Annotated in this window: 7 protein-coding genes; 6 read left to right on the top strand and 1 reads right to left on the bottom strand. The window is 66.6% G+C overall.

Translation table 11 applies throughout. The features are described 5' to 3' along the window. Window positions 1–3 precede the first annotated feature (3 nt). The gene (locus BN60_RS14435) at window positions 4–909 is read left to right on the top strand and encodes a hydroxymethylglutaryl-CoA lyase (RefSeq protein WP_020696795.1); all 906 of its coding nucleotides are present in this window, start codon (window positions 4–6) and stop codon (window positions 907–909) included. 18 nt (window positions 910–927) lie between these two features. On the opposite strand, the gene BN60_RS14430 is transcribed toward BN60_RS14435, so the two are convergent. Next, window positions 928–1431, bottom strand: a complete 504-nt coding sequence (locus tag BN60_RS14430; protein ID WP_148283428.1) for an invasion associated locus B family protein — start codon at window positions 1429–1431, stop codon at window positions 928–930. 129 nt (window positions 1432–1560) lie between these two features. On the opposite strand from BN60_RS14430, the gene BN60_RS14425 reads away from it, so the two are divergent. The 5 genes from BN60_RS14425 (at window position 1561) to BN60_RS30410 (ending at window position 24340) form a co-directional block, all read left to right on the top strand. Then, window positions 1561–2157, top strand: a complete 597-nt coding sequence (locus BN60_RS14425) for a LysE family translocator (RefSeq protein WP_020696793.1) — start codon at window positions 1561–1563, stop codon at window positions 2155–2157. A 153-nt stretch (window positions 2158–2310) separates the two neighbouring features. Continuing rightward, a complete protein-coding gene (locus BN60_RS14420) occupies window positions 2311–3294 on the top strand; it encodes a GlxA family transcriptional regulator (RefSeq protein WP_245539826.1) in 984 nt (327 codons plus the stop codon). A 218-nt stretch (window positions 3295–3512) separates the two neighbouring features. Further along, a complete protein-coding gene (locus tag BN60_RS14415; RefSeq protein WP_020696791.1) occupies window positions 3513–4445 on the top strand; it encodes a hypothetical protein in 933 nt (310 codons plus the stop codon). A gap of 159 nt (window positions 4446–4604) precedes the next feature. Then, window positions 4605–6239, top strand: a complete 1635-nt coding sequence (locus BN60_RS14410) for a beta strand repeat-containing protein (protein ID WP_083856114.1) — start codon at window positions 4605–4607, stop codon at window positions 6237–6239. Then, entirely contained in the window at window positions 6212–24340 is an 18129-nt protein-coding gene (locus BN60_RS30410) for an autotransporter-associated beta strand repeat-containing protein (RefSeq protein ID WP_020696790.1), read from the top strand. The genes BN60_RS14410 and BN60_RS30410 overlap by 28 nt, the downstream gene beginning before the upstream one ends. Window positions 24341–24355: the final 15 nt, after the last annotated feature.

Raw genomic sequence — 24355 nt, 5'->3', positions numbered from 1 at the left:
GACATGAATTTCCCCAAGAGTGTGCGCCTGGTCGAGGTCGGACCGCGCGATGGCTTGCAGAACGAGGCGAAGCCCGTTCCGGTCGAAGCCAAGGTGAAGCTGATCGATGCGCTGTCGGCGGCCGGTCATTCGGCCGTCGAAGCCGGCAGCTTCGTGTCGCCCAAGTGGGTGCCGCAGATGGCCAACACCGACGAAGTGATGGCCAGGATCCAGCGCAAGCCCGGCGTTTCCTATCCGGTGCTGGTGCCCAACAAGCAGGGCATGAACGGCGCGGTGGAAGCGAAGTGCGAGGAGATCGCGATCTTCACCGCGGCCTCGGAAGCCTTCTGCCGCAAGAATACCAACTGTTCGATCGACGAGAGCTTCGAGCGCTTTGCGCCGGTAATGGAAGCCGCGCTGAAGCACGGTATGAAGGTGCGCGGCTATGTGTCGACGGTGATTGCCTGTCCCTACGACGGCAAGGTAGCACCCGAGAAGGTTGCAGAAGTGTCCGACCGTCTGTTCCGCATGGGCTGCTACGAGGTCTCGCTGGGAGACACGATCGGCGTCGGCACGCCGGGCGAATGCGTCGAGATGATCGACGCGGTCGCGGCGAAGGTGCCGCGCGAAAAGCTGGCGGCGCACTTTCACGACACGTACGGCCAGTCATTGGCCAACATCCTCGCCGTCATGGAACGCGGCATCGCCGTGTTCGACACGGCGGTCGCGGGACTGGGAGGATGCCCCTATGCCAAGGGAGCCTCGGGCAATGTCGGCACCGAGGACGTGATCTACCTGATGAACGGCCTCGGCATCCGCCATGGCGTCGATCTCGACGCCATCGCAAAGGCCGGGCGCGATATCTGTGTGGCGCTGGGGCGCGAGCCTGCGTCGAAGGTAGCGCAGGCGCTGAAAGCAAAGGCCGCCTGAGCGGCCTGTTGCGGCGGCTTACTTGGTCGCCTTGTCGTAGGCGAGGCCGAAGCCGAGCAGCGGGACGTCGATGGCGATCGGACGCTTGTTCTGGTCGAACACCGTGACCTTCAGGGTCGTGCCGGTCCGCATCGACGCCAGCAGCGGATCCTTCAGCGGCACATTGAGCAGGCAGCCGGACGCCGTGCAGGTCTGTACCGAAAACTTTTCTTCCGGCTTGGCGTCAACCTTAAGTTGAACAGGCTCGGCAAGGTTGATGCCGAGCGGGAGCTGCATGCCGAGCGTCGGCACCTTGTCGGCGCCCATGCGCGCGGCGAGCGAGAGAACGAGCTGCTTGTTCTCTGCAATGAGCTGTTGAACGGCCCGGCAATCCAGGGTCTTGCCGTCGCCGGAGCATTCGACCCGCCATGCCGGCGGCGCAGCCTGCTGGTCTTGGGCGGCGGCAGGCGCAGACAAGCCGGCAACGGCGGCGAGGAGGGCGAGGGCGCGCTTGGAAGCGCGGAAGCGGCCGGGAACTGACATGTCGAACGAAGCCTCGCTGTGATTCTGATGTTGGCGGGTGAATAACTCCTGCACTTCGATCGTTCTGGCAAGCCCCCCTCCTGCACGAACGTTCAAGACGGTAGTCGATCATCGGCGCATATCAACCCGATGGAAGCCTTGTCCGGATTCCTGATCGCCGCTGTCGCTCTGGCCGGAAGTCCGGGGCCGGCGACGCTGAGTCTCGCGGCCGCCGGTGCTGCGTTCGGCGCGCGTCGCGGCCTTGCCTATCTCGCAGGGCTTACCGTCGGGATGGTGGTCGTCATGGGCATCGTGGCGAGCGGTGTCGTCGGCTTGCTGCTGGCTGTACCCGGCGCCGCGCCCGTCGTGACGGCGCTTGCAGCGCTCTACTTCGTCTGGTTGGCATGGCGCATCGCGACGGCGCCGCCCTTGGCGGAGAACGGACCGGAGCGGCCGCCGCCGACTTTCGTCGCCGGGGTGCTGCTCTCCCTGATCAATCCCAAGGGCTACGCAGCGATGGCAGCGCTCTATTCGGGCTTTGTCCTGATGCCGGGACGAATCGCCCTCGATGTCGCCGTGAAGATGGCGGGGCTGACCCTCGTCATCGCGGCGGTGAACATCGGATGGCTTCTCGTCGGCGCGGCCCTGACACGGCTGTTCCGCGATCCCCACAGCAACCGGATCATCAATATGGTCTTTGCCGTGCTGTTGGTGGGCTCGGTGCTCGTTCTGCCATTTGCCTCGTAGCGAGATAATTGCGCTCGGGTGGCGAATATCTGACGAAATTCGTCGGAATTATTGAATTGATTCAATGCACGGTCGATAAACGCGAGAGACGCCATGTTCCTAAATGGTGCAATGAACAACCCCGTATTGTCTTTCTCCGCGTTGTCACCCGTCGTGAGCGATCAGCCCGGGTCCCGCTTCATCGTGATGCTGGTTTATCCAGGCATTATGGCCATGGATGTCTATGGACCGCTCGAAGCCTTCGCCATGGCCAATAGCTCGTGCGGCCGCACGCTTTACCGGATGGCGATTGCGAGCATCGACGGCGCGCCCGTTCCGACATCGCTGGGTGTGCCGATTACGCCCAGCATGGCCGTCGGGGATATCAAGGAACCGATCGATACGCTGCTGGTATCCGGCGGCCGGGGGCAGGCAGAGGCGAGGCGTGATCAGGCCCTGATCGGTTGGCTGCGCGCCGGCAGCCAGGAGGCCCGTCGCACCGGCTCGATCTGCACTGGCGCTTTCCTGCTGGCCGCCGCCGGACTACTCGATGGCCGGCGGGCCACGACCCACTGGGCGATGGGGGCGGAGCTCGGCCAGAACTACCCCAAGGTGACCGTCGACATCGACCCGATCTTCGTGCGCGACGGCAATGTCTACACCTCGGCCGGCGTCACGGCCGGCATCGATCTGGCGCTCGGCCTGATCGAGGAGGATCATGGCCGCACCCTGGCGCTCCGCGTGGCGCGCGCCCTCGTCCTCTACCTCAAGCGGCAGGGCGGGCAGTCGCAGTTCAGCAACCATCTTCAGGCGCAGTTCGCTTCCAGTCCGCCGGTTCGCTCGGCTCAGGAATGGGCGCTGAACAACCTGTCCACGGATCTCAGTGTCGAGGCACTGGCCCGGCAGGCGAGGATGAGCGAGCGCACCTTCCGCCGTACTTTCGTCGAGGAGACGGGGGAGACGCCGCGCGAGTTCGTCGAGCGCATCCGCCTCGAAGCGGCGCGTGATCTGCTCGAGGAAGTCCAGCTCGGCGTTCAGGCCGTTGCCACGCGCTGTGGCTTTGCCACCGTCGACAATCTGCGACGAGCGTTCGTGCGCCGTCTCGGCATCACGCCACAGCAATACCGGCTGCGTTTCGCGGGCCAATCGGCGGGCTGACAGCCTTATCGCCGCGTGAAGGGCGATGTGGCCGGAAGTGCAGTCACATTGGCCAAATCTGCCTCTCATCCACAGTAGCCTCTGCAATTTGTTGGAGCGATGTTCTTCCTGGGTGTTCGGGTGACTCCGAGCTGTGGGAACCAGGTGCTGTGGTGGGTACTACCGTATTGGCGTCGCGTAAGGCTGCGTGCTCGACTGCTCCCGATCGGGGGCAGCGCATGCGCTTGGGCATGACGGTCGACGAGATCGTCGAGCACCCAGCCTTGCACGGCCACATCCGCCGCCAAGCCCTGCTCCTCCTCCAGGCCTACGAAGGCAATCCGCGGCTCTCGTCCGTCTTCGCCACCCAGCAGCGCTGGCTGATGGGGCACATCGCCCTGTCCCTGCACTTCCGCGCCGCCTCGGCGGGAAGAAGCGGCGGGCTGACCGCCGCGAGATTCTTCGATGGCGTCGCCAAGCATGAAGTGGCGAGCCGCAACACGGCCGACGCCTTCATCAAGGAAATGCTGAAGTACGGCTACGTGCAGCACGTGGCAGGCGGGACGGACAAGCGCGTCCGTCCTCTGGAGCCGACGCAGCCCAGTATCGATGCCATCCACGGCTGGGTCGTCGTCCACCTGGCGACGCTCGACAAGCTCGATGGCGGAGGCCGGGTCGAGACCTATCTCGGTGTCCCGGATGCGATTGCCGATCTCCAGCCGCTGATCGCCGAAGGTCTCCTTTGCTCCCGCAGTATCCGGGAGCCGGAGCGCACCTTTTCGCTGTTCACCTGGCTCGACAATGGCGGCGTCGTCATGGAGTGGCTGATTTCCGGGATCGAGGAACGCGACGCCGGAGCTGCACGCGTGCCAACCGGTGTCGTATCGATTGCGGCGTTGGCAGACTGGCTCAAGCTCTCCCGCACCCATTTGGCGCGCAAGCTGCGCGAGGCCGAGGAGATGGGCAGCATCGGCTGGGAGGGAAGGCGTGGCCGTTCGGTGATGTGGGTGTCGGACGGTTTCCGCCGCGAATATGCGCGGGCGCAGGCCGTCAAGCTCGCCATCATCGACGATGCCTTCAATGTCCGCTTTCGCCCGAGCGTCGCTCGGGTAGCAGCGGTGACGGCAGATTCACCCAGAAATAGTCAGCATCCAGGAGGTCCTTCGAATTGATTGCGGAGTGAGCCGCCCATAGGTTCCTCGCATCGAGCGGCGGCGCCAAGCGCGCCGCGGACGGAATACCTGAAGCAGCGACATCGGTAGCGATGGGGCGCACGTCCCGTCGATGGCGGAGCCTTGCCCGGAGCAGGGCAGCGTAAAGACGAGGCAGTGATGGTGGGAATGACGAACGCGGCGCAAGCGGTATGGCCGAGACGCCTGCTGCGCACGGCGCTGCTTCTCTCGACGGCGCTGACGGCAACGACGTTCGCGGCGGTCCCCGCCATGGCCCAGATAGCGACCTGGAAAACCAATGCCAACACGAGCTGGTTCATCGATACCAGCAATTGGACCCCGGCCGAAGTTCCGACCAACACCGGGTCCTTCGGCCAGTCGAGCATCAGCAGCATCATTGCCGATTCCGACGTCACGCTCGGCACGATCCGGTTCAATTCCGACGCCCGCGCGTACAACTTCAACATCTACGGCGGTAGCACCTTCGCACTCACCGGCGGCGGTATCGTCAACAACGGCAGCGCGGCGCAGAACTTTCAGATCCAGAACGCCACCCTGCGATTTCATAATTCCGCAAGCGCCGGCAACAACCTCATCACCTACGCGCTCAACAGCAGCCTGGGCGTCATCGAGTTTACCGGCAACAGCACCGCCGGTTCTGCTAACTTCACCACGACCTATTCCGGCCAGCTCGTCTTCAAGGACAGCGCTTCGGGCGGGACGGCGTCCTACACCGCCGACAACTACACCGTTCTGGATATCACCGGCCTGACGACCGGCGGCACGACCATCGGCTCCATCGCCGGCGGCGGCACGATCCTGTTGGGCGACAAGACGCTCACGGTTGGAGGCAACAACACCTCGACCTCGTACAGCGGCGTCATTTCAGGCAGCGGCGGTACGCTTGCGAAGGTCGGCACTGGAACGCTGATCCTGACAGGCGCCAACACCTACAGCGGCGGCACCTTGGTCAACGCCGGCACCCTGCGGATCGGCAGCGGCGGCAGCCTGTCGGCGAACAGCTCGCTGACCGTCAACGGCGGCACGTTCGATCTCAATGGCAGCAATGTCAGCATCACGAATCTGTCGGGCACCGGCGGTGCCATCGCACTCGGCGCCGGCACCCTCTCGATCAATCAAACTTGGATGGATTCATATGCCGGCACAATAAGTGGGACCGGCGGCCTGTCCGTGACCGGCAGTGCGTCGCTGACGCTTTCCGGCACGAGTACCTACAGCGGTGGCACGACCGTATCGGGCGGCGGTGTTCTGGCTGTCTCGAACGATGCCGCGCTGGGCAATGCCAATGGCGGCCTGACCCTGGACAACGGCACGCTCGCCTTCGGCACGGTCTTCGACCTCGGCTCGACGCGGACGATCACGCTCGGCAGCGGCGGCGGCACGATCACGACTACCGGCAGCTCCAGCAGCAACATGACGATCTCGGGAGCCGTCAGCGGGCCCGGGGGGCTCACCAAGCGGGGCACGGGCACGCTCACCCTGTCGGGGGCCAACGACTTCGCCGGCCTGACAATCGTCGGCAACAATATAGTCAGCTACGTCGCCGTCAGTGCCGACAATCAGCTCGGGGTGGCCGGTGCTGGCGTGACGGCCAACACGTTGGGCTTCCTCAAGGCGACCTCGAGCTTCAGCAGCAGCCGATCGTTCACGCTCACGCAAGGCTATGCAGGCTTCAGCGTCGACGCCGGCGCGACATTGACGTGGGACGGGGTCATTTCCGGCACCCCCCAGCCGGCGGCCTTACGGTGCGCGGACCAGGCACGCTGGTCCTGACGGGAACGAACACCTATGTCGGGAGCACGGCGATCAGCGCCGGCACCACGCTGCAAATTTCGAGCGACGCCAATCTCGGCAACGCGTCCAACGCACTCACCTTCAATAGCGGCACCCTGGCGGTAACGTCGGACATGTCGACCGGCCGCGCCATCGCGCTTGAGTCGGGCTTCAACGGCACGATCTCGGTTTCCAGCGGCAAGACGCTGACCTACAGCGGGATCATCAGTGGCGACGCGTCCTCCCGCTTTATCAAGTCGGGCGCTGGAACTCTGGTGCTGACCGGCGCGAACACCTACACCGGCGGCACGACGGTCAGCGATGGCACTCTGATTGGCACGACCAATACCCTGAAAGGCGATATCGCCAACGACGGCACGGTCCAGTTCAACCAGAACATCACCTCTACCTACTACGGCAACATGAGCGGCTCCGGCAGGCTGGTCGTTACCGGCAATACCGGCGGCCAGTATCTCGTGCTGGCCGGTGCCAACACCTATAGCGGCGGCACGACGGTGTCGGGATTCGGCGCTGCCGTGATGGTCTCGAGCGATGCAGCGCTGGGGAGCGCCACCGGCGGCATCACTTTGGACAACCTTGGCACGCTGAGGTTGGGCGCGAGCTTCGATCTCGCGTCGACACGCGCGATCACCATCGGCAGCGGTGGCGGCCGAATCAACACCAACGGCTTCGATACGACGATCAGCCAGAGCGTCGCCGGCCCCGGCTTTCTTGAAAAGACTGGCGGCGGCACACTTACCCTTACTGCCGCCAATAGCTACTCGAGCCTCAGTATCTCCGGCGGCGTCGTGGTCGTCAGCGCCAACAATCAGCTTGCTGGCGGTACGGGTGCCGTATCGATCGGCAACGGTGCCACGCTCAGGACAGCGTCGAGCTTCGGCGCCAACCGATTCCTGGGGCTCAACTCGGGCGGCGGTACTGTGGACGTGACCGACGCCGCCGCGACCCTCACCTGGGCTTCGCAAATCTACGGCACTGGCTCCCTCACCAAGGCCGGCGCCGGCAAGCTCAGCCTCACCGCGAGCAACACTTTCACCGGCGCCACGGCCATCACCGGCGGCACACTGGCTATTTCTTCAGATGCTGCGCTGGGCAACGCCAACAACGGCGTTACTTTCGGCGGCGGCACGCTGCAGTTTCTCGCGGGCTTCGATCTGGCGAGCAGCCGGGCGATCACCCTGAACGCCGGCGGCGGCACGATCGATACGAACGGCTTCAACACCACGATCTCGCAGGTGATCGGCGGCGATGGCGGCCTGACCAAAGCCGGCGCCGGCACCCTCACGCTCACCGGCGTCAACACCTATCTCGGCGCGACCAGGGTCAGCGCCGGCACCCTGGTCGGCTCGACCGACAATCTGCGCGGCGACATCGTCAACGACGGCACCGTCACGTTCGACCAGGGATTCACCAGCGAGACCTATGCCGGCGCGATGTCCGGTAGCGGATCCCTGGTGAAGTCGGGGCTCGGCGTGCTGGTCCTGACGGGGACGAACAGCTACGCGGGCGGCACGACGCTCAACGACGGCACGCTCCGCGTGTCCGCGGATGCCAACCTGGGCGGGGCCACCGGCACGCTCACCTTGGCCGGCGGCAGGATGGAGTTCCTGTCGAGCTTCGACTTTGCGGCCACGCGCAACATCGTCTCGTCGGGCGGCGGCGGCATCCTCTACCTGAACGGCAACACCGTGACGGTCGCCGGATCGGTCAGCGGCCCGACCGGCTTGTCCATACGCGATGGCAAGCTGATCCTGACCGGAAACAACACCATACAGAGCCTCGACGTTCGAGGCGGGACGCTGGCTGTGGCGTCGGTCGACAGTCTGGGTCTCGGCACCAGGGGCCTCAGGCTCGCGCAAGATGGCACCCTGCAGTTCCTGTCAGGCTTTACGACCGCAAACTCTCTCGCGCTCTTGGGCAGCGACGGCAACATCGACACGAATGGCTTCGACGCGACCCTGACGGGGCAGGCCTTCGGCGGCGGCCGGTTGGTCAAGAAGGGCACCGGCGCACTGACGCTGACGGGAAGCAACAGCTACACCGGCGGCACGCTGGTCAGCGGCGGCGCCTTGGCGGTGTCGTCGGACGGCAATCTTGGCACCGGCGGGCTGACGCTCGACGGCGGCGCGTTGAAGACTCTCGGAAACATCACCTCCAGCCGGGCGGTTACCCTCGGCGCCGGCGGTGGCACGATCGATACCGACGTCTTCACCTCGACATTCAGCGGCCCGGTCGACGGCGCCGGACGCCTGAGCGTGGCAGGCACTGGCAAGCTCAGCCTTACCGTCGCCAATGCCTACAGTGGCGGCACGACCATCTCGGGCGGCAGCACCCTGGCGATCGCCGGCGATGCGGCGCTGGGCGACGTCAATGGCGGCGTCACCTTCGACAACGGCACCTTGCAGTGGCTCGGTACCTTCAACCTAGCGTCTACACGGGCAATTACGCTGAACGCCGGTGGCGGCACGTTCGACACCAACGGCTTCGATACGACGATCTCGCAGTCGATCAGCGGCGGCGGGCGCCTCACCAAGAGCGGCACGGGCACGCTGTACCTGGCTCCCGGCAATACCTACACCGGCGGCACGACCATTAGCGGCGGCACGATCAGCATCGGCGTGAACACCGCGTTGGGCAATGCCACGGGCGGCCTCACGTTCAATGGCGGTACGCTGCGAACCACCGCTGACATCTCCCTCAACCATGCCATTTCGCTGGATGGCAATGGCACGATCGATAACCAGGCCATAACACGGCTCAATGGCGTGGTCAGCGGCCCAGGCGATCTGATCAAGACAGGCAATGGCGTTCTTGCGCTGATCGAGGCCAGTACCTTCACTGGCCGGCTGATCGTCAATCAGAGCGTCGTTGTCCTCCAAAAGGGGGTACCGCTCGGCGACATCGTCGTTGCCAGCGGCGCCAGCGTGAATTTCCAGGATTGGGGCGTCAACAATACCTATGCCGGCGTGATCTCGGGGGCTGGCAGGGTCGCGCAAACCGGAAATGGGACACTGACCCTTTCCGGGAACAATACCTATTCGGGCGGCACCACTGTCGGAGGCACCTCCAGCTCGGCTGTTCTGGCCGTCTCGTCGGATGCGAATCTGGGCGACGCGTCGGGTAACATCTACTTCAGCGGCGGCAAGCTCAGGTTCCTGTCGAGCTTCGATCTTGCGAGCACGCGAACCGTCAACATCAACAATTTCGGCGGAATATTCTCGCTGAATGGTGCGACGACGACGTTCGGCGGTGTGATCGAGAATGCCGGTGCGCTGACGATCGAAGGCCCCGGCACGATGACTTTTGCCGGCGCCAATACCTACTCGGGCGGCACGACCGTTTCGGGCGGTGCGACCTTGGCCATCGGCAGCGACGGCGCGCTGGGTACGGGCGGTCTGGTCCTGGGCGGCGGCACGCTGAAATTCCTCAACAGCTTCGATCTCTCGAACACACGTGCCCTGACGCTCAACGCCGCCGGCGGCGGTACGATCGACACCAACGGCTTCGACACGACGATCACGCAGGCGATTGGCGGCACCGGCGGCCTGACCAAGACCGGTGCCGGGACCCTGACCCTGGCAGGCGCCAACAGCTATACGGGCGCCACGTCAATCAATGGCGGCATCCTGGCCATTTCGGCGAGCGCTCCCCTTGCCAGCACCAGCGGTCTCGCAATCAATGGCGGGACGCTGCAAGTCACAAGTGTCGCCTCCCTCAATCTGCCGGTCACGTTGAACGGCGCGGCGACCTTCGATGTCGTCACCATGTTCGACGGCCTCAGCCTGTCCGGAAACGTCGGCGGCACCGGCAGCCTCGTCAAGACGGGCGCCGGCTCCCTGACGCTGCGCGGGACCGCCGACTATACCGGCGGCACGACGGTCAGTGGCGGCTCCCTGGTCGGCTCGGCTGCCAATCTCCAGGGCAACATCACGAACAACGCGATCGTCTATTTCGGACAGGATAGCGACGGCACCTATGCCGGCGTGATGTCCGGCAGCGGAAGGCTCAGCAAGTTCGGCTCGGCAACGCTGACCTTGACCGGCCTCAATACCCACCAGGGAGGCACGCACGTTACCGCCGGTACGCTCGCGGTCGGACAAGACGGGAACCTGGGCAGCGCCACCGCAGAAATCAGCCTCAGGAATGGCGGCACCCTTCGCTTCCTGTCGAGCTTCGATCTCTCCTCCGGCCGCAACGTCGAGCTGGTTACTTCAGGGCGACTCCAACTCGTCAGTTCGACGAACAGGATCGCCGGCACGGTCCATGGACTGGGCGACCTCTTTATCGAGGGGCCGGGTACGCTGACCCTGGCGGGAACCAACAGCTTCTCCGGTGGCGTCGTCGTGACGGGCAGCACGCTCGCGGTCGGCGCCGATGCGAACCTTGGCGACATCAACAACAGCCTCACGCTCGACACCGCCACCTTGCAGTTCCTGTCGAGCTTCAATCTCGCGGGAACACGGGCGATCACCCTGGCCGGTGGAGCCTCGATCGATACCAACGGCTTCAATACGACGATCTCGCAAGCGATCGGCGGGACCGGCGGCCTCAACAAGGTCGGCACCGGCACACTCAGCCTCACCGGCGCCAACACCTACAGCGGCACCACGGTCATTTCCGGCGGCACGCTGGCCATTGCCAGCGACGCCGCCTTGGGCAACGTCAACAACGGCGTCACCTTCGACGGCGGAACCCTTCAGTTCCTGGCCAGCTTCGACCTGGCGAACACGCGGGCGATCACGCTGAACGCCGGCGGCGGTACGATCGACACCAACGGCAACGACACCACGGTAGCGCAGGGGATCGGCGGGATCGGCGGTCTGACCAAGACCGGGAACGGCGTACTCACCTTGGTCGGTGCCAACACCTACTCGGGCGGGACGACGGTGACCGGTGGCGTCCTGCGGCTCGGCACGGGCAGTTCACTTCTGTCGACCGCTGCCGTGACGATGACGGGCGGCACCTTCGAGCTTGACGGCCAGTCTCAGGTCATTGGCTCCCTGTCGGGTACCGGCGGCAGTGTGCTCATCGACGGCACCTTCCTGCAGGTGCAACAGGCGGTCAACACCACCTTCGGCGGCACGATCGATGGCAGTGGCCGGCTGGCCAAGGCCGGCAACGGCACGCTGACACTCAGCGGGGCGAACACCCACACCGGCGGTACCGCGATCGGTAGCGGCACGTTGGCCGTGGCGAGCGATGCGGCGCTGGGTGCCGCGAGCGGCGTCCTCGCCATTGAGGGCGGCTTCCTGCAGGCGACGGCGACATTCTCCACGGCGCGCACGACGACTCTGCTGAACGGCGGCGGTTTCGACGTCTCCAACGGCGCCACTCTTACTCATAGCGGCGAGATCAGCGGCTCGGGCTACCTGGTGAAGACGGGCATCGGCACGCTCGTGCTCTCGGGTGCGAACACCTACACCGCCGAGACCGTCATCGGCATGGGCACCCTGAAGGTGACGAACAACGCTGCCCTCGGTGCGGCGAGCGCGACCCTGCGGATCCAGGGCGGCACGCTGCTGACCGATACCGATCTCGTTCTGACCCGCGATGTGCAGAGCAACGGCAGCGGCAATACGATTCGCGTCGACGCCGGCACGACCACCCTGCAGGGTGCGTTGAGCGGCTGGGGCACGCTGAGCAAGACCGGCGCCGGCACGCTGAAGCTGGTCGGCACGAGTAGCTATTCGGGCACGACGATGGTTCTTGCCGGCATCTTGCAGGGCGACACGTCGACCTTGCGCGGGACCATCAACAACCAGGCGCAGGTCGTCATCGACCAGGACACGGACGGCTCCTTCACCGGTGTCATCAACAACGTCGGCGCGGTCACAAAGCGCGGCAGCGGCGTGGTCACCTTTGACGCCAACCAGAGCTACGTAGGCGGCACGACCGTCGCGGCCGGCACGTTGCGCCTCGGCACCGACATCTCGCTGTCGAGCTCCGGCAGTCTCACGATCAACGGCGGCACCTTCGATCTGAACGGCAATACCCAGACGGTCGGCGCGCTGTCCGGCACGGGTGGCACGGTCGCCCTGGGCAACGGCACGCTGATGGCCGACCAGTCGACGAGCACGAGCTTTGCCGGCGGGATCACGGGCTCGGGCGCGTTCGTCAAGAACGGCACTGGTATGCTCACCCTCACGGGTACGAACACCTACAGCGGCGGCACGACCGTCAACGGCGGCATCCTGCGCGGCACGACGACGAGCCTGCAGGGTGACATCGTCACCAATGCCGCCGTCTACTTCTATCAGGCCACGACAGGGACCTATGCCGGTGCGATGTCGGGCAGTGGCTCGATGCTGGTGACCGGCGGCGGCACGGTCATCCTCACCGGCAACAGCACCTACAGCGGCGGCACCACCGTCGGCGCGGGCAACATCCTGCAGCTCGGCAGCGGCGGCACGACCGGCTCGATCGCAGGCAATGTCGTCACCCACGGGACGCTGGCCTTCAACCGCTCCGACGACATCGTTTTCGCGGGCGACATCAGCGGCATCGGCGGCATCAGCCTGATGGGGCCGGGTGCTGTTACACTCACCGGCAACAACACCTTCACCGGCGATATCACCGTCGGCGGCACGATCCGCGCCGGCAGCGATTCCGAGCTGGGTCCGATCGGCAATGTCCTGCGCCTCGCCGGTGGCACCGTGCAGGCGACCGCGAGCTTCACCAGCACCCGGCCGTTCGAACTCGCGTCCGGCACCGGCACCTTCGACACCAACGGCAATGATCTGACGCTGTCCGGCGTCGTTTCCGGTAGCGGCGCGCTCGCCAAGATCGGCACGGGCACCCTGATCCTGAGCGGTGCCAATACCTATACCGGCGGCACGAACGTCCATGCCGGCATCCTGCAGCTCGGCGCCGGCGGAAGCCTCCTGGCCGGCAGCAGTCTCAATATTCTCGGCGGGACGTTCGACCTGAACGGCGCCAGCCAGACGGTCGGCGAACTGTCGGGCCTGAACGGTGCGGTCACGCTGGGCAGCGGCACGCTCACCGTGGACCAGACCACTGACACGACGGTCGGCGCGACGATTTCCGGGTCCGGCAGCCTGGTGAAGACAGGCAGCGGTCGACTGACGCTCGTCGGCGCCAACAGCTACACCGGCGGCACGACGGTCGCCGCGGGCACGCTGGCCGGATCGGCCGGCAGCCTGCAGGGAGACATTCTCAACGACGCGGCGGTGGTCTTCGATCAGGCCACGGATGGCACTTACGCCGGCACCATGTCCGGCACCGGCACGCTGACCAAGACGGGCAGCGGCAACCTGACATTGAGCGGGGCCAACAGCTACAGCGGCGGCACGACGGTTTCGGCAGGCATGCTGAGCGGCTCATCGACCAGCCTGCAGGGTGCCATCCTCAACAACAGCCTGGTGATCTTCGACCAAAATTTCGGCGGCACCTATGCCGGCGTCATGTCGGGCAGCGGCAGCCTGACCAAGATCGGCACCGGCAACCTCACGCTCTCGGGGGCCAACAGCTACAGCGGCGGCACGACGGTTTCGGCAGGCACGCTGACGGGCACGTCGACCAGCCTGCAGGGCGCTATCGTCAACAACAGCCTGGTGACCTTCGATCAGAATTTCGACGGCACCTATGCCGGCGTCATGTCGGGCACCGGCAGCCTGACGAAGAGCGGCGGCGGCAACCTGACGCTCTCGGGCGCCAACAGCTACAGCGGCGGCACGACGATCTCGGGCGGCACGCTGACGGGTACGACGACGAGCCTGCAGGGCAACATCGCCAACAGCGGCGCGCTGTTCTTCGATCAGGGAACCGCCGGTACCTATGCCGGCATCCTGTCCGGCGCCGGCAACCTCGTCATCGCCAACGGCGACGTCACCTTGACGGGCGCCAATACCTACTCCGGCACCACGACGGTGCAGGGCGGCGCGACCCTGCGTCTCGGCACCGGCGGCAATCTCGGCGCGACGCGGCTTCTGGACGTCAATGCCACGGGTACGTTCGATCTCGCCGGCGGAACGCAGACGGTCGGCGGCCTCACGGGCGCCGGCACGGTGCAGCTCGGCACCGGCGGCGCCTTGACGGTCGACCAGGCCACCAGCCAGACCTTTGCCGGCGTCATCGCCGGTGCCGGCTCGCTGACCAAGGCGGGCAGCGGCACGCTCGTGCTCAGCGGCGCCAACACTTATACCGGCGGCACGGTCGTGAGCGCCGGCGTCCTGCAGATGGGAGCGGCAAATGCGATGCCGCTCTTCCGCGCGCTCACGGTGAACGGTGGCACGTTCGACCTCAATGGCTACAACCAGACGGTCGGCACCCTGTCCGGCAGCGGCGGCACCATCGATCTCGGTGCTGCGACGCTGACGCTCATTCAGCCGTCGGAAGCCACCTATCACGGTGCCATCGTCGGCACGGGTGCGTTGGATATTCAAGCCAGCGGAGGCGTAAGGATCACGCTGACCGGCGCGAACACGTACAGCGGCGGCACGACGCTGAGTGGTGTATGGCTCACCGGCACGACGGACAGCCTGCAAGGCAATATCTCCGCCAGCGCCAATTCGCTGGTCGCCTTCGATCAAGGAACATCGGGCACTTATGCCGGCGTGATCTCCGGCAACGGCGCGCTGGTGAAGCAGGGTGGTGGCACCGTGGCGTTGACGGGCGCCAACACCTACACCGGGTCCACGAACATCTATGAGGGTATCCTGCGGCTCGCCGCCGGCGGCAGCCTGTCGGCCAGCACCTCCCTCTTCATTCTTGGCGGCACGTTCGACTTGAACGGCGCCAGCCAGACGGTCAGCGAACTGAGTGGTACGTACGGCACCATCACGCTTGGCAGTGGCACGCTCACCGTGAACCAGACCACGGACACGTCGACCGGCGTGAGCATTTCCGGTTCCGGCAGTCTCATCAAGACGGGCGGCGGTCGGCTCACGCTCACCAACACGAACAGCTACACCGGCGGCACGACGATCGGTGGCGGCACCCTGCGGATCGGCTTCAGCAACATTCTGGCGGCGACGGGCGGCGTAGCCCTGACCGGCGGCACCTTCGACCTCGACGGCCATGCCCAGACGGTGGGCGCTCTGTCGGGCACGGGCGGTGCGGTGGCGCTGGGCGATGGCGGCGAGCTGACGGTGAACCAGAGCGGCAACACCAGCTATGCCGGCGCCATCGGCGGTAACGGCAGCCTGGTCAAGACGGGCAGCGGCGCGCTGACGCTGAGCGGCACCAGCAACTACAGCGGCGGCACGACCGTGTCGGGCGGCACGCTGGTCGGCACGACGTCGAGTCTGCAGGGCAGCATCGTCAACAATGCCGCCGTGGTGTTCGACCAGGCGACACTGGGCACATACGCCGGCAACATGTCGGGCAGCGGCACGCTCACCAAGACCGGCAGCGGGATCCTGGTCCTGAGCGGCAGCAACAGCTACGGCGGCGGCACGACCGTGTCGGGTGGAACGCTGGCCGGCACGACGGCAAGCCTGCGAGGCGACATCCTCAACGACGCGGCCGTGGTGTTCGACCAGGGCATCGACGGCACCTATGCCGGCGCCATGACCGGCAGCGGTACCTTGACGAAGATCGGCAGCGGCACGCTGACGCTGACGGGCGCCAACGCCTACGGCGGCGGGACGATGATCGGCGGCGGTGTGATCTCGGTCGCCAGCAACGCATCACTCGGCGCGGCGAGCGGCAGTCTCACTTTCGACGGCGGCACGCTGCAGACCACGGCCACCTTTGCAATGGCGCGTGCCACGATGCTGGACAGCGACGGCGGCACGTTCAATGTCGTCGACGGCACGACGCTGACGCAGAACGGCAACATCACCGGCAGCGGCGGCCTCATCAAGCAGGGCGGCGGCACGCTCGTCCTGGGGGGTACAAACAGCTACAGCGGCGGCACGACGATCTCGGGCGGCATCTTGATCGGCACGACGGCCAGCCTGCAGGGCGACATCCTCAACAACACTGCCGTCGCTTTCGACCAGGACACCGACGGCATCTATGCCGGGACCATGAGCGGCAGCGGCAGCTTGACGAAGATCGGCGCCGGCAACCTCACGCTTAGCGGCACCAGCAGCTACAGCGGTGGCACGACCGTGTCGGGCGGCACGCTGATCGGCACGACGACCAGCCTGCAGGGCACCATCGTCAACGACAGCTCGGTGGTGTTCGACCAGGCGACGAACGGCGCCTATGCCGGCAACATGTCGGGCAGCGGCATGCTCATCAAGACTGGCAGCGGGAACGTGACGCTGAGCGGCACCAACAGCTATGCCGGTGGCACGACGGTGTCGGCCGGCACGTTGACGGGCACGACCGGCAGCCTGCAGGGCACCATCGTCAACGACGGTGCCGTCGTCTTCGACCAGGGCATGATCGGCACCTATGCGGGCGACCTGAGCGGCAGCGGCGCACTCACCGTCAGCGGCGGCGGCGCGGTCCTCCTCACCGGCACCGTCAGCCACACCGGCGGCACGACCATCGCCGCCAACACCATCCTGCAGATCGGCGACGGCGGCACGGCCGGCTCGCTGGCCGGCAATGTCGTCACCAACGGCACCCTGTCGTTCTATCGCTCCGACGACATCGTCTTCGCCGGCAATATCAGCGGCAGCGGCGGCGTGACCCTGATGGGCAGCGGCAGCGTGACGCTGACCGGCAGCAACACCTATACGGGCGCCACCACGGTGGGCGGCGGCGTCATCCTCGCCAGCTCGGACGCCAATCTTGGCCCGACCGGCAACCTGCTGATCCTGAACGGCGGTGCCGTGCAGGCGATCGCCAGCTTCTCGACGACGCGACCGATCGAATTGGGGGCCGGCGGCGGCACCTTCGACACCAGCGGCTACACGCTGACGCTCTCGGGCACGCTCTCGGGCGGCGGCAGGCTGACGAAGAGCGGCGCCGGCACCCTCGTTCTGGCCGGCACCGCCAGCTACTCGGGTGGCACGACGGTGAGCGGCGGTGTCCTGCAAGGCACGACCGACAGCCTGCGAGGCGACATCACGAACAATGCCGTCGTTGCCTTCAACCAGATCACGGCCGGAACCTATGCCGGTGCCATCTCCGGCGCGGGCGCCGTCACGATCGACGGCGCCGTCACCTTCACGGGCGCAAACACCTACACGGCCGGCACGACGATCTCGACGGGTTCGTCGCTGACGCTGAGCGGCGCCGGCTCGATCCAGGGCAGCGTCGCCAATGACGGCACCCTGCAGTTCGCAGGGAGCGGCACCACCACGTTGAGCGGTGCGATCTCGGGCAGCGGCGCGCTGCAGCAGGTGAGCGGCACGACGGTGCTGACCGGCGCCAACAGCTATACCGGCGGCACGACGATCAGCGGCGGCACCCTGCAGCTCGGCACCGGCGGCCGCCTGGCGTCGAGCGGTGCGATGACCGTGGACGATGGCACCTTCGACCTGAACGGCAATGCCCAGACGGTTGGTGCGCTGTCCGGCACGGGCGGCGCGGTGGCGCTGGGCGTCGGCGGCGTGCTGACGGTGAACCAGAGTGGCAACACCAGCTATGCCGGCGTCGTCGGCGGCAACGGCAGCCTGGTCAAGGCGGGCAGCGGCACGCTCACGCTGGCGGGTGCCAACACGTACGCCAACACCGTGGTGAATGCCGGCGTCCTGCAGCTTGGTGCGGGCGGCTCGCTGGCTGCGACCAGCACCCTCACGGTCAATGGCGGTACCTTCGACGTCAACGGCAACACGCAGACGATTGCCGCACTGGCCGGTACGGGCGGCGCGGTGGCGCTGGGCAATGGCGCCTTGACGGTCGATCAGGCCGGCAACACCAGCTATGCCGGTGCGATCGGCGGTACAGGCAGCCTCACCAAGGTCGGCAGCGGTACGCTGATCCTGGCCGGCCTGAGCAGCTATACCGGCGGCACGACGGTCAGCGGCGGCACGTTGCAACTGGGCATCGATGGCGCCCTGGCTGCAGGCGGTGCGTTGACGGTGAATGGCGGCACGTTCGATCTCAACGGCTACAACCAGACGGTCGGTTCTCTTTCCGGCACGGGCGGTGCGGTCGCGCTGGGCAGCGGCGCGCTGACGGTCGACCAGAGCGGTACCACGACCTACGCCGGCTCGATCGGCGGTGCGGGAACCCTGATCAAGGCGGGCAACGGTACGCTGATCCTGAGCGGGGCGAACAGCTTGACCAACACGGTCGTGAGCGGCGGCGTCCTGCAAGGCACGACCGCGAGCCTCCAGGGCGGGATCGTCAACAACGCCGCAGTCGTCTTCAACCAGAGCACGACCGGCACCTACGCCGGAACCATGTCCGGTACCGGCGCGGTGACGGTGAGCGGCGGCGGCATCGTCGTCGTGACGGGCGCCAACACCTATACGGGCGGCACGACGATTGCGGCGGGCAGCACGCTGCAGCTCGGCGTCGGCGGCACGACCGGCTCGATCGCAGGCAGCGTGGCCGTCGACGGCACGCTCACCTTCTATCGTTCCGACAATATCGTCTTTGCCGGCAACATCAGCGGCAACGGCGGCATCAAGCTGATGGGTACGGGCTCGGTGGATTTCACCGGCACCAACAGCTTCACCGGCGGCGTTTCCGTCGGCGGGATCCTGCGCGCGGGCAGCGACAGCCAGCTCGGCCCGGCCGGCAGCACGCTCACCCTCGACGACGGCACGGTGCAGGCCACGGCGAGCTTCAGCTCCGGTCGGCAGATCGTGCTGGCCGGTAGCGCCGGCACGTTCGACACGAACGGCTTCTCGCTCACGTTGACCGGCGTCCTGTCGGGCAGCGGCAACCTGATCAAGACCGGCGCCGGCACGCTCGTCCTCGACGGCACGGTGTCCTACACTGGCGACACCTTCGTGAACGGCGGCACGCTGCAGGGCACGATGGCGGCGCTGTCGCGCAGCATCACCAACAATGCCACCGTCACCTTCTCGGACTCCGGCGTCTATGGCGGGATCATGTCCGGCACCGGCGCGCTGCTGGTTGCGAGCGGCACGACGGTCGGATTCTCCGGTACCAACACCTACACGGGCGGCACGTTCGTCCAGTCAGGCGGCACGCTCGACCTCGGGACGGGCTCGATCGCGGGCGACGTGGAGAACGAAGGGTTGGTGCGCTTCGTCGGGACCAGCCCGATGAGCTTCGGCGGCAGCATCGCCGGCGGCGGCTCACTCCTTGTCGACGGCTCGCTCGTTCTGACGGGTGCCAACAGCTACACGGGGACGACGCAGATCGAAGCCGGCACCCTGCGGCTCGGCCTCGGCGGCAGCCTGTCGTCGAGCACGCTGCTCAACCTTGGCAACAACGGCGGCACCTTCGACCTCAACGGCCAGACACAGACGCTCGGCGGCATTGCGGGTGATGGCTCGACGAATATCCTGCTGGGATCGGGTGCGCTCACCGTCAATCAGGCGGCGAACGGATCGTTCGGCGGCCAGATCAGCGGCAGCGGCAGCCTGGTCAAATCGGGTGCCGGCACGCTTGCCCTAACGGGCAGCAATACCCACGCCAACACGATCGTCAACGGCGGCACCCTGCAGCTTGGCGCTGGCGGCAGCCTGGCGGCGACGAGCACGCTGGCGGTGAATGGCGGTACGTTCGACCTCAATGGCCAGAACCAGACGGTCGGTGCACTCTCCGGCACCGGCGGCACGGTCGGCCTGAATGGCGGCGCGGCGCTCGCGGTCAACCAGAACACGAACACGAACTATGCCGGCGCCTTCGCCGGCAATGGCAGCCTGGTCAAGGACGGAAGCGGCACGCTCGCCCTGACCGGCGCCAGCAGCCACAGCGGCGGCACGGCGATCAACAACGGCACGCTGCAGCTTGGCACAGGCGGCAGCCTGGCCTCGACCGGCGCAGTGGCGGTGAATGGCGGTACGTTCGATCTCAATGGCCAGTCCCAGACCGTCGGTGCTCTCTCGGGCACCGGCGGCACGGTGGCGCTCGGCAACAACGGCGCGCTGACGGTCAACCAGAGCACAAACACGAGCTATGCCGGCGTCCTCACCGGCAGCGGCAGCCTGACCAAATCCGGCAGCGGCACGCTCACATTGACGGGAACCAACAGCTACACCGGCGGCACGACGGTTTCGGGCGGCACCTTGGCCGGCACGACGTCGAGCCTGCAGGGCAACATCGCCAACAATGCCAACGTGACCTTCGATCAGGTGGGCGCGGGCGTCTATGCCGGCGCGATGTCCGGCATCGGCACATTGACCAAGAACGGCGCGGGCACGGTCGTGCTGACGGGCGAGAACACTTTCAGCGGCGGCACGATCATCACCGGCGGCATCCTGCAGATCGGCAATGGCGGAACGACCGGCTCGTTGGCGGGCAATGTCCAGAACGACGGTACGCTGGCCTTCTTCCGCTCCGACAACATCACGTTCGGCGGCGACATCAGCGGCACCGGCGGCTTGCTGTTCATGGGCAACGCCACGGTAACGCTTACCGGCAACAACACCTTCACCGGCGGCATCGCCATGGGTGGCGGCACGCTCGTGGTTGGTGCGGACTCCGAGCTGGGCGGCGCGGGCAGTACGCTGACCCTGGCCGGCAGCACGGTGCAGGCGACGGCGAGCTTCACCAGCAACCGCTCCATCGTCCTCTCGACGGGTGGCGGCACCTTCAACACGGGCAGCAATGTTCTCACCCTGGCCGGCGTGGTCTCCGGCGTCGGTGGCCTGGTGGTGGGCGAGGGCAGCTCGATTGTTCTGACGGGCGCCAACACCTACAGCGGCGGCACGACGATCTCGTCGGGCGCGCTGCTCACCCTGGGCGGCTCGGGTTCGATCCAGGGCGACGTCGCCAACAGCGGCACGATGCAGTTCGCCGGCACCGGCACCAACACCTTCGGTGGCGCGATCTCGGGCAGCGGCGCGGTCCAGCAGGTGAGCGGCACCACGGTGCTGACGGGCAACAGCACCCATACCGGCGGCACGACGATCAGCGGCGGCGCCCTGCAACTCGGCGTCGACAACGCGCTGACGATGGCAGGTGCGCTCGCGATCAACGGCGGCACGTTCGACCTCAACGGCAACGTCCAGACGATCGGCGCGCTGTCCGGCACGGGCGGTGGCGTGACGCTGAACGGCGGCACGCTTACGGTGAATCAGACGGGCAATACGACTTATGCCGGTATCGTCAGCGGCGCGGGCAGCTTCATCAAGGATGGCAGCGGCACGCTGATCCTCACGGGCGCCAACACCAACGCGAACACGGTCGTAAACGGCGGCACGCTGCAAGGCACGACCACCAGCCTGCAGGGCAATATCGTCAACAACGCCACGGTCGTCTTCGACCAGACGGCGACAGGCACTTATGCCGGCAACATGTCGGGCAATGGCGGGCTCACCAAGAACGGCGGCGGCGCCCTGATCCTGAGCGGCGACAACTCCGGCTACACCGGCACGACCACGGTCACCGCGGGTCTGCTGCAGATCGGCGACGGCACGGGCGGCACGGCCATGGCCGGCAATATTGTCAACAACGCTGCGGTCACCTTCATGGCGGGTGGAGCCGGCCTCTCCTATGGCGGCTCGATCTCGGGCAGCGGCGGCGTCACCGTCGCGGGCGCGGCGCAAACGACCTTCACCGGCACGCACAGCTACACCGGCGGCACGACGGTCACCTCGGCGGCGGGCCTCAATATCGGCAGCAGCACGACGACGGCCAAGATCGTGGGCGCGCTGACTGCCGATGGAGGCCTCGTCAACTTCGTCAATGCCGACCTGTCGGGCATGGGCGCAATTACGGCCCGCAACGGCGGCACGCTCGGCTTCTCGAGCTCGGCCAGCGCGGCGGCGACGGCGCTCCTGGTGGCCGATACGTCGAGTGCGCTGGCCTTCTCGGATGCCAGCACCGCCGGCACGTCGACGATCACCAACAGCGGCAATGTCCGTTTCACGGGAAACAGCAGCGGCGGCACCGCGCGCTACGTCGGCAGCGGCGGCGATCTCTCGATCGCCGGCATTGCGGGCAGCGGCACGACCATCGGCTCGATCGAGGGCTCCGGCACCATCTCGCTCGGCAGCAAGCAGCTCGCAGTCGGCGGCAACAACCAGTCGACGCAGTTCAATGGCACGATTGGCGGCGCGGGATCCCTGCTGAAGCAGGGCACCGGCTCGCTGACCTTAACCGGCAACAACACCTACAGCGGCGGCACGACCGTCACGGGCGGCCTGGTCAACTTCGCGACGCTGGGCAACTTCGGCACCGGCAACGTCACCCTGAACGGCGGCGGCGTGCAGTGGGCGGCTGGCACCTCGACAGACATCTCGGCGCGGCTGGCAGCGTTCGGCGTCAATGGCGGCACGCTCGACACCAACGGCAACAACGTCACACTGGCGAATGGCATCTCGGGCAGCGGCAGCCTGACCAAGGCCGGCAACGGCGTGCTCACGCTGGCGGGCAACAACACCTATACCGGCGGCACCTTCGTCACCGGCGGTTCGATTGCACTGACCGGCAGCATCGCGGGGCCGGTCGGTGTGAGCGGCGGCCTGTTCAAGGCCAACGGCACGATCGGCGGGACGGTGACCGTGAGCAGCGACGGTACCCTGGGGGGGAGCGGCACGGTGGGCGGCATCGTCGTCAATGGCGGCACCGTGGCGCCCGGCAACTCGATCGGCACGCTGACCGTCACGGGCAATTACGTGCAGACGGGCGGTATCTACCAGGTCGAAGTCAATTCGGCCGGCCAGTCCGATCGCATCAACGTCACCGGCACGGCCACGCTGAACGGCGGCACGGTGCAGGTGGTGGCCGATCAGAGCGGCACCTACGCCCGCAACACGTCCTATACGATCCTGACGGCGACCGGCGGCATCACGGGCACCTACTCGAACGCCACCAGCAACCTCGCCTTCCTGACGCCGACGCTGAGCTACAGCAGCACCAGCGTGACCTTGATGCTGGAGATGCTGCAAAGCGCCTTCCGGAATGCGGCGCAGACTCCGAACCAGGCGGCGGTCGGCGCGGCGCTCGACGCGGCGGCACCCACGGCCACCGGCGACTTCGCCAACGTGATCAATGCCCTCTCGTTGTTGAACACGCAGCAGGGACCGGCGGCGCTGACGGCGATCAGCGGCCAGAACTACTCGGCGCTGAGCTCGGCCAGCGTCCAGTCGGCCCAGCTTTTCATGAGCAACTTCGCCAACCAGGCGAGCGGCGCCACCCGCGGTGGCGGCACGGCACAGGCCGCAGGCGCCACCAGCCGCGTCCAGCTCGCCGAAGCCTGCAGCGTTGCCTGCGATACGACGGCGACCAGCACCTGGGGGGCCTGGGGCGGCGCCATCGGTGGCTTCGGCACCATCGGCGGCAACAGCAACTCGAGCACCGTCACCTACAATCTCGGCGGCTTCGCCGGCGGCATCGACCGCCAGGTCACCGAAGAGCTGCTGGTGGGCTTCACCCTCGGCTATTCGAGCGGCACGCAGTGGACCTCGGGCTTCTCGGGGCGCAGCACGTCGAACACCTACCAGGCCGGCCTCTATGGCTCGTTCCTCAAGGGTCCGGTCTACGTCGATGGCCTCGTGGGCTACGCCTACTCGGACAACCAGATGCTGCGGCAGATCCAGATCCCGGGTCTGAATTCGCGGGTCGCCACCGGCCAGACCGGCACCAACCAGTTCTTTGGCCAGATCGAAGCCGGCTATCGCATCGATCTCGGCACGACGGCAAATGCCTACCTGACGCCGTGGGCCCGCCTGCAGGGCTCGACCGCGACACAGAACGGCCTCACCGAGAGCGGTGCGGACTCGCTCAACCTCATCGTCGCGTCGCAGACGACCAACTCGCTGCGCTCCGTACTGGGCGTTACCTTGGGCGGGGAGATGGACATCGGTTCGGGCAACAAGCTCGCCGGCCAGTTCAAGATCGGCTGGGCGCACGAGTTCGCCAATACCGACCGGCCGGTGACGGCGTCGTTCCTCGGTGCGCCGGCCCTGCCGTTCACGACCTACGGCGCCGCGCCGCAGCGGGACGGCGTGATCCTCGGCATCAACGCCACGGCGAACCTGGGCGAGCGCACCAACTTGTTCCTCCGCTACGAGGGCGAGTTCCAGGGCATCGACAACTCCCACGCCTTCTCGGCCGGCATCCGCTTCACCTGGTAGCGCGGCAGCCAGCAG

Source organism: Reyranella massiliensis 521 (genome assembly GCF_000312425.1).
Lineage (GTDB): Bacteria > Pseudomonadota > Alphaproteobacteria > Reyranellales > Reyranellaceae > Reyranella > Reyranella massiliensis.
This window is presented reverse-complemented; position numbering and strand designations above follow the sequence as displayed.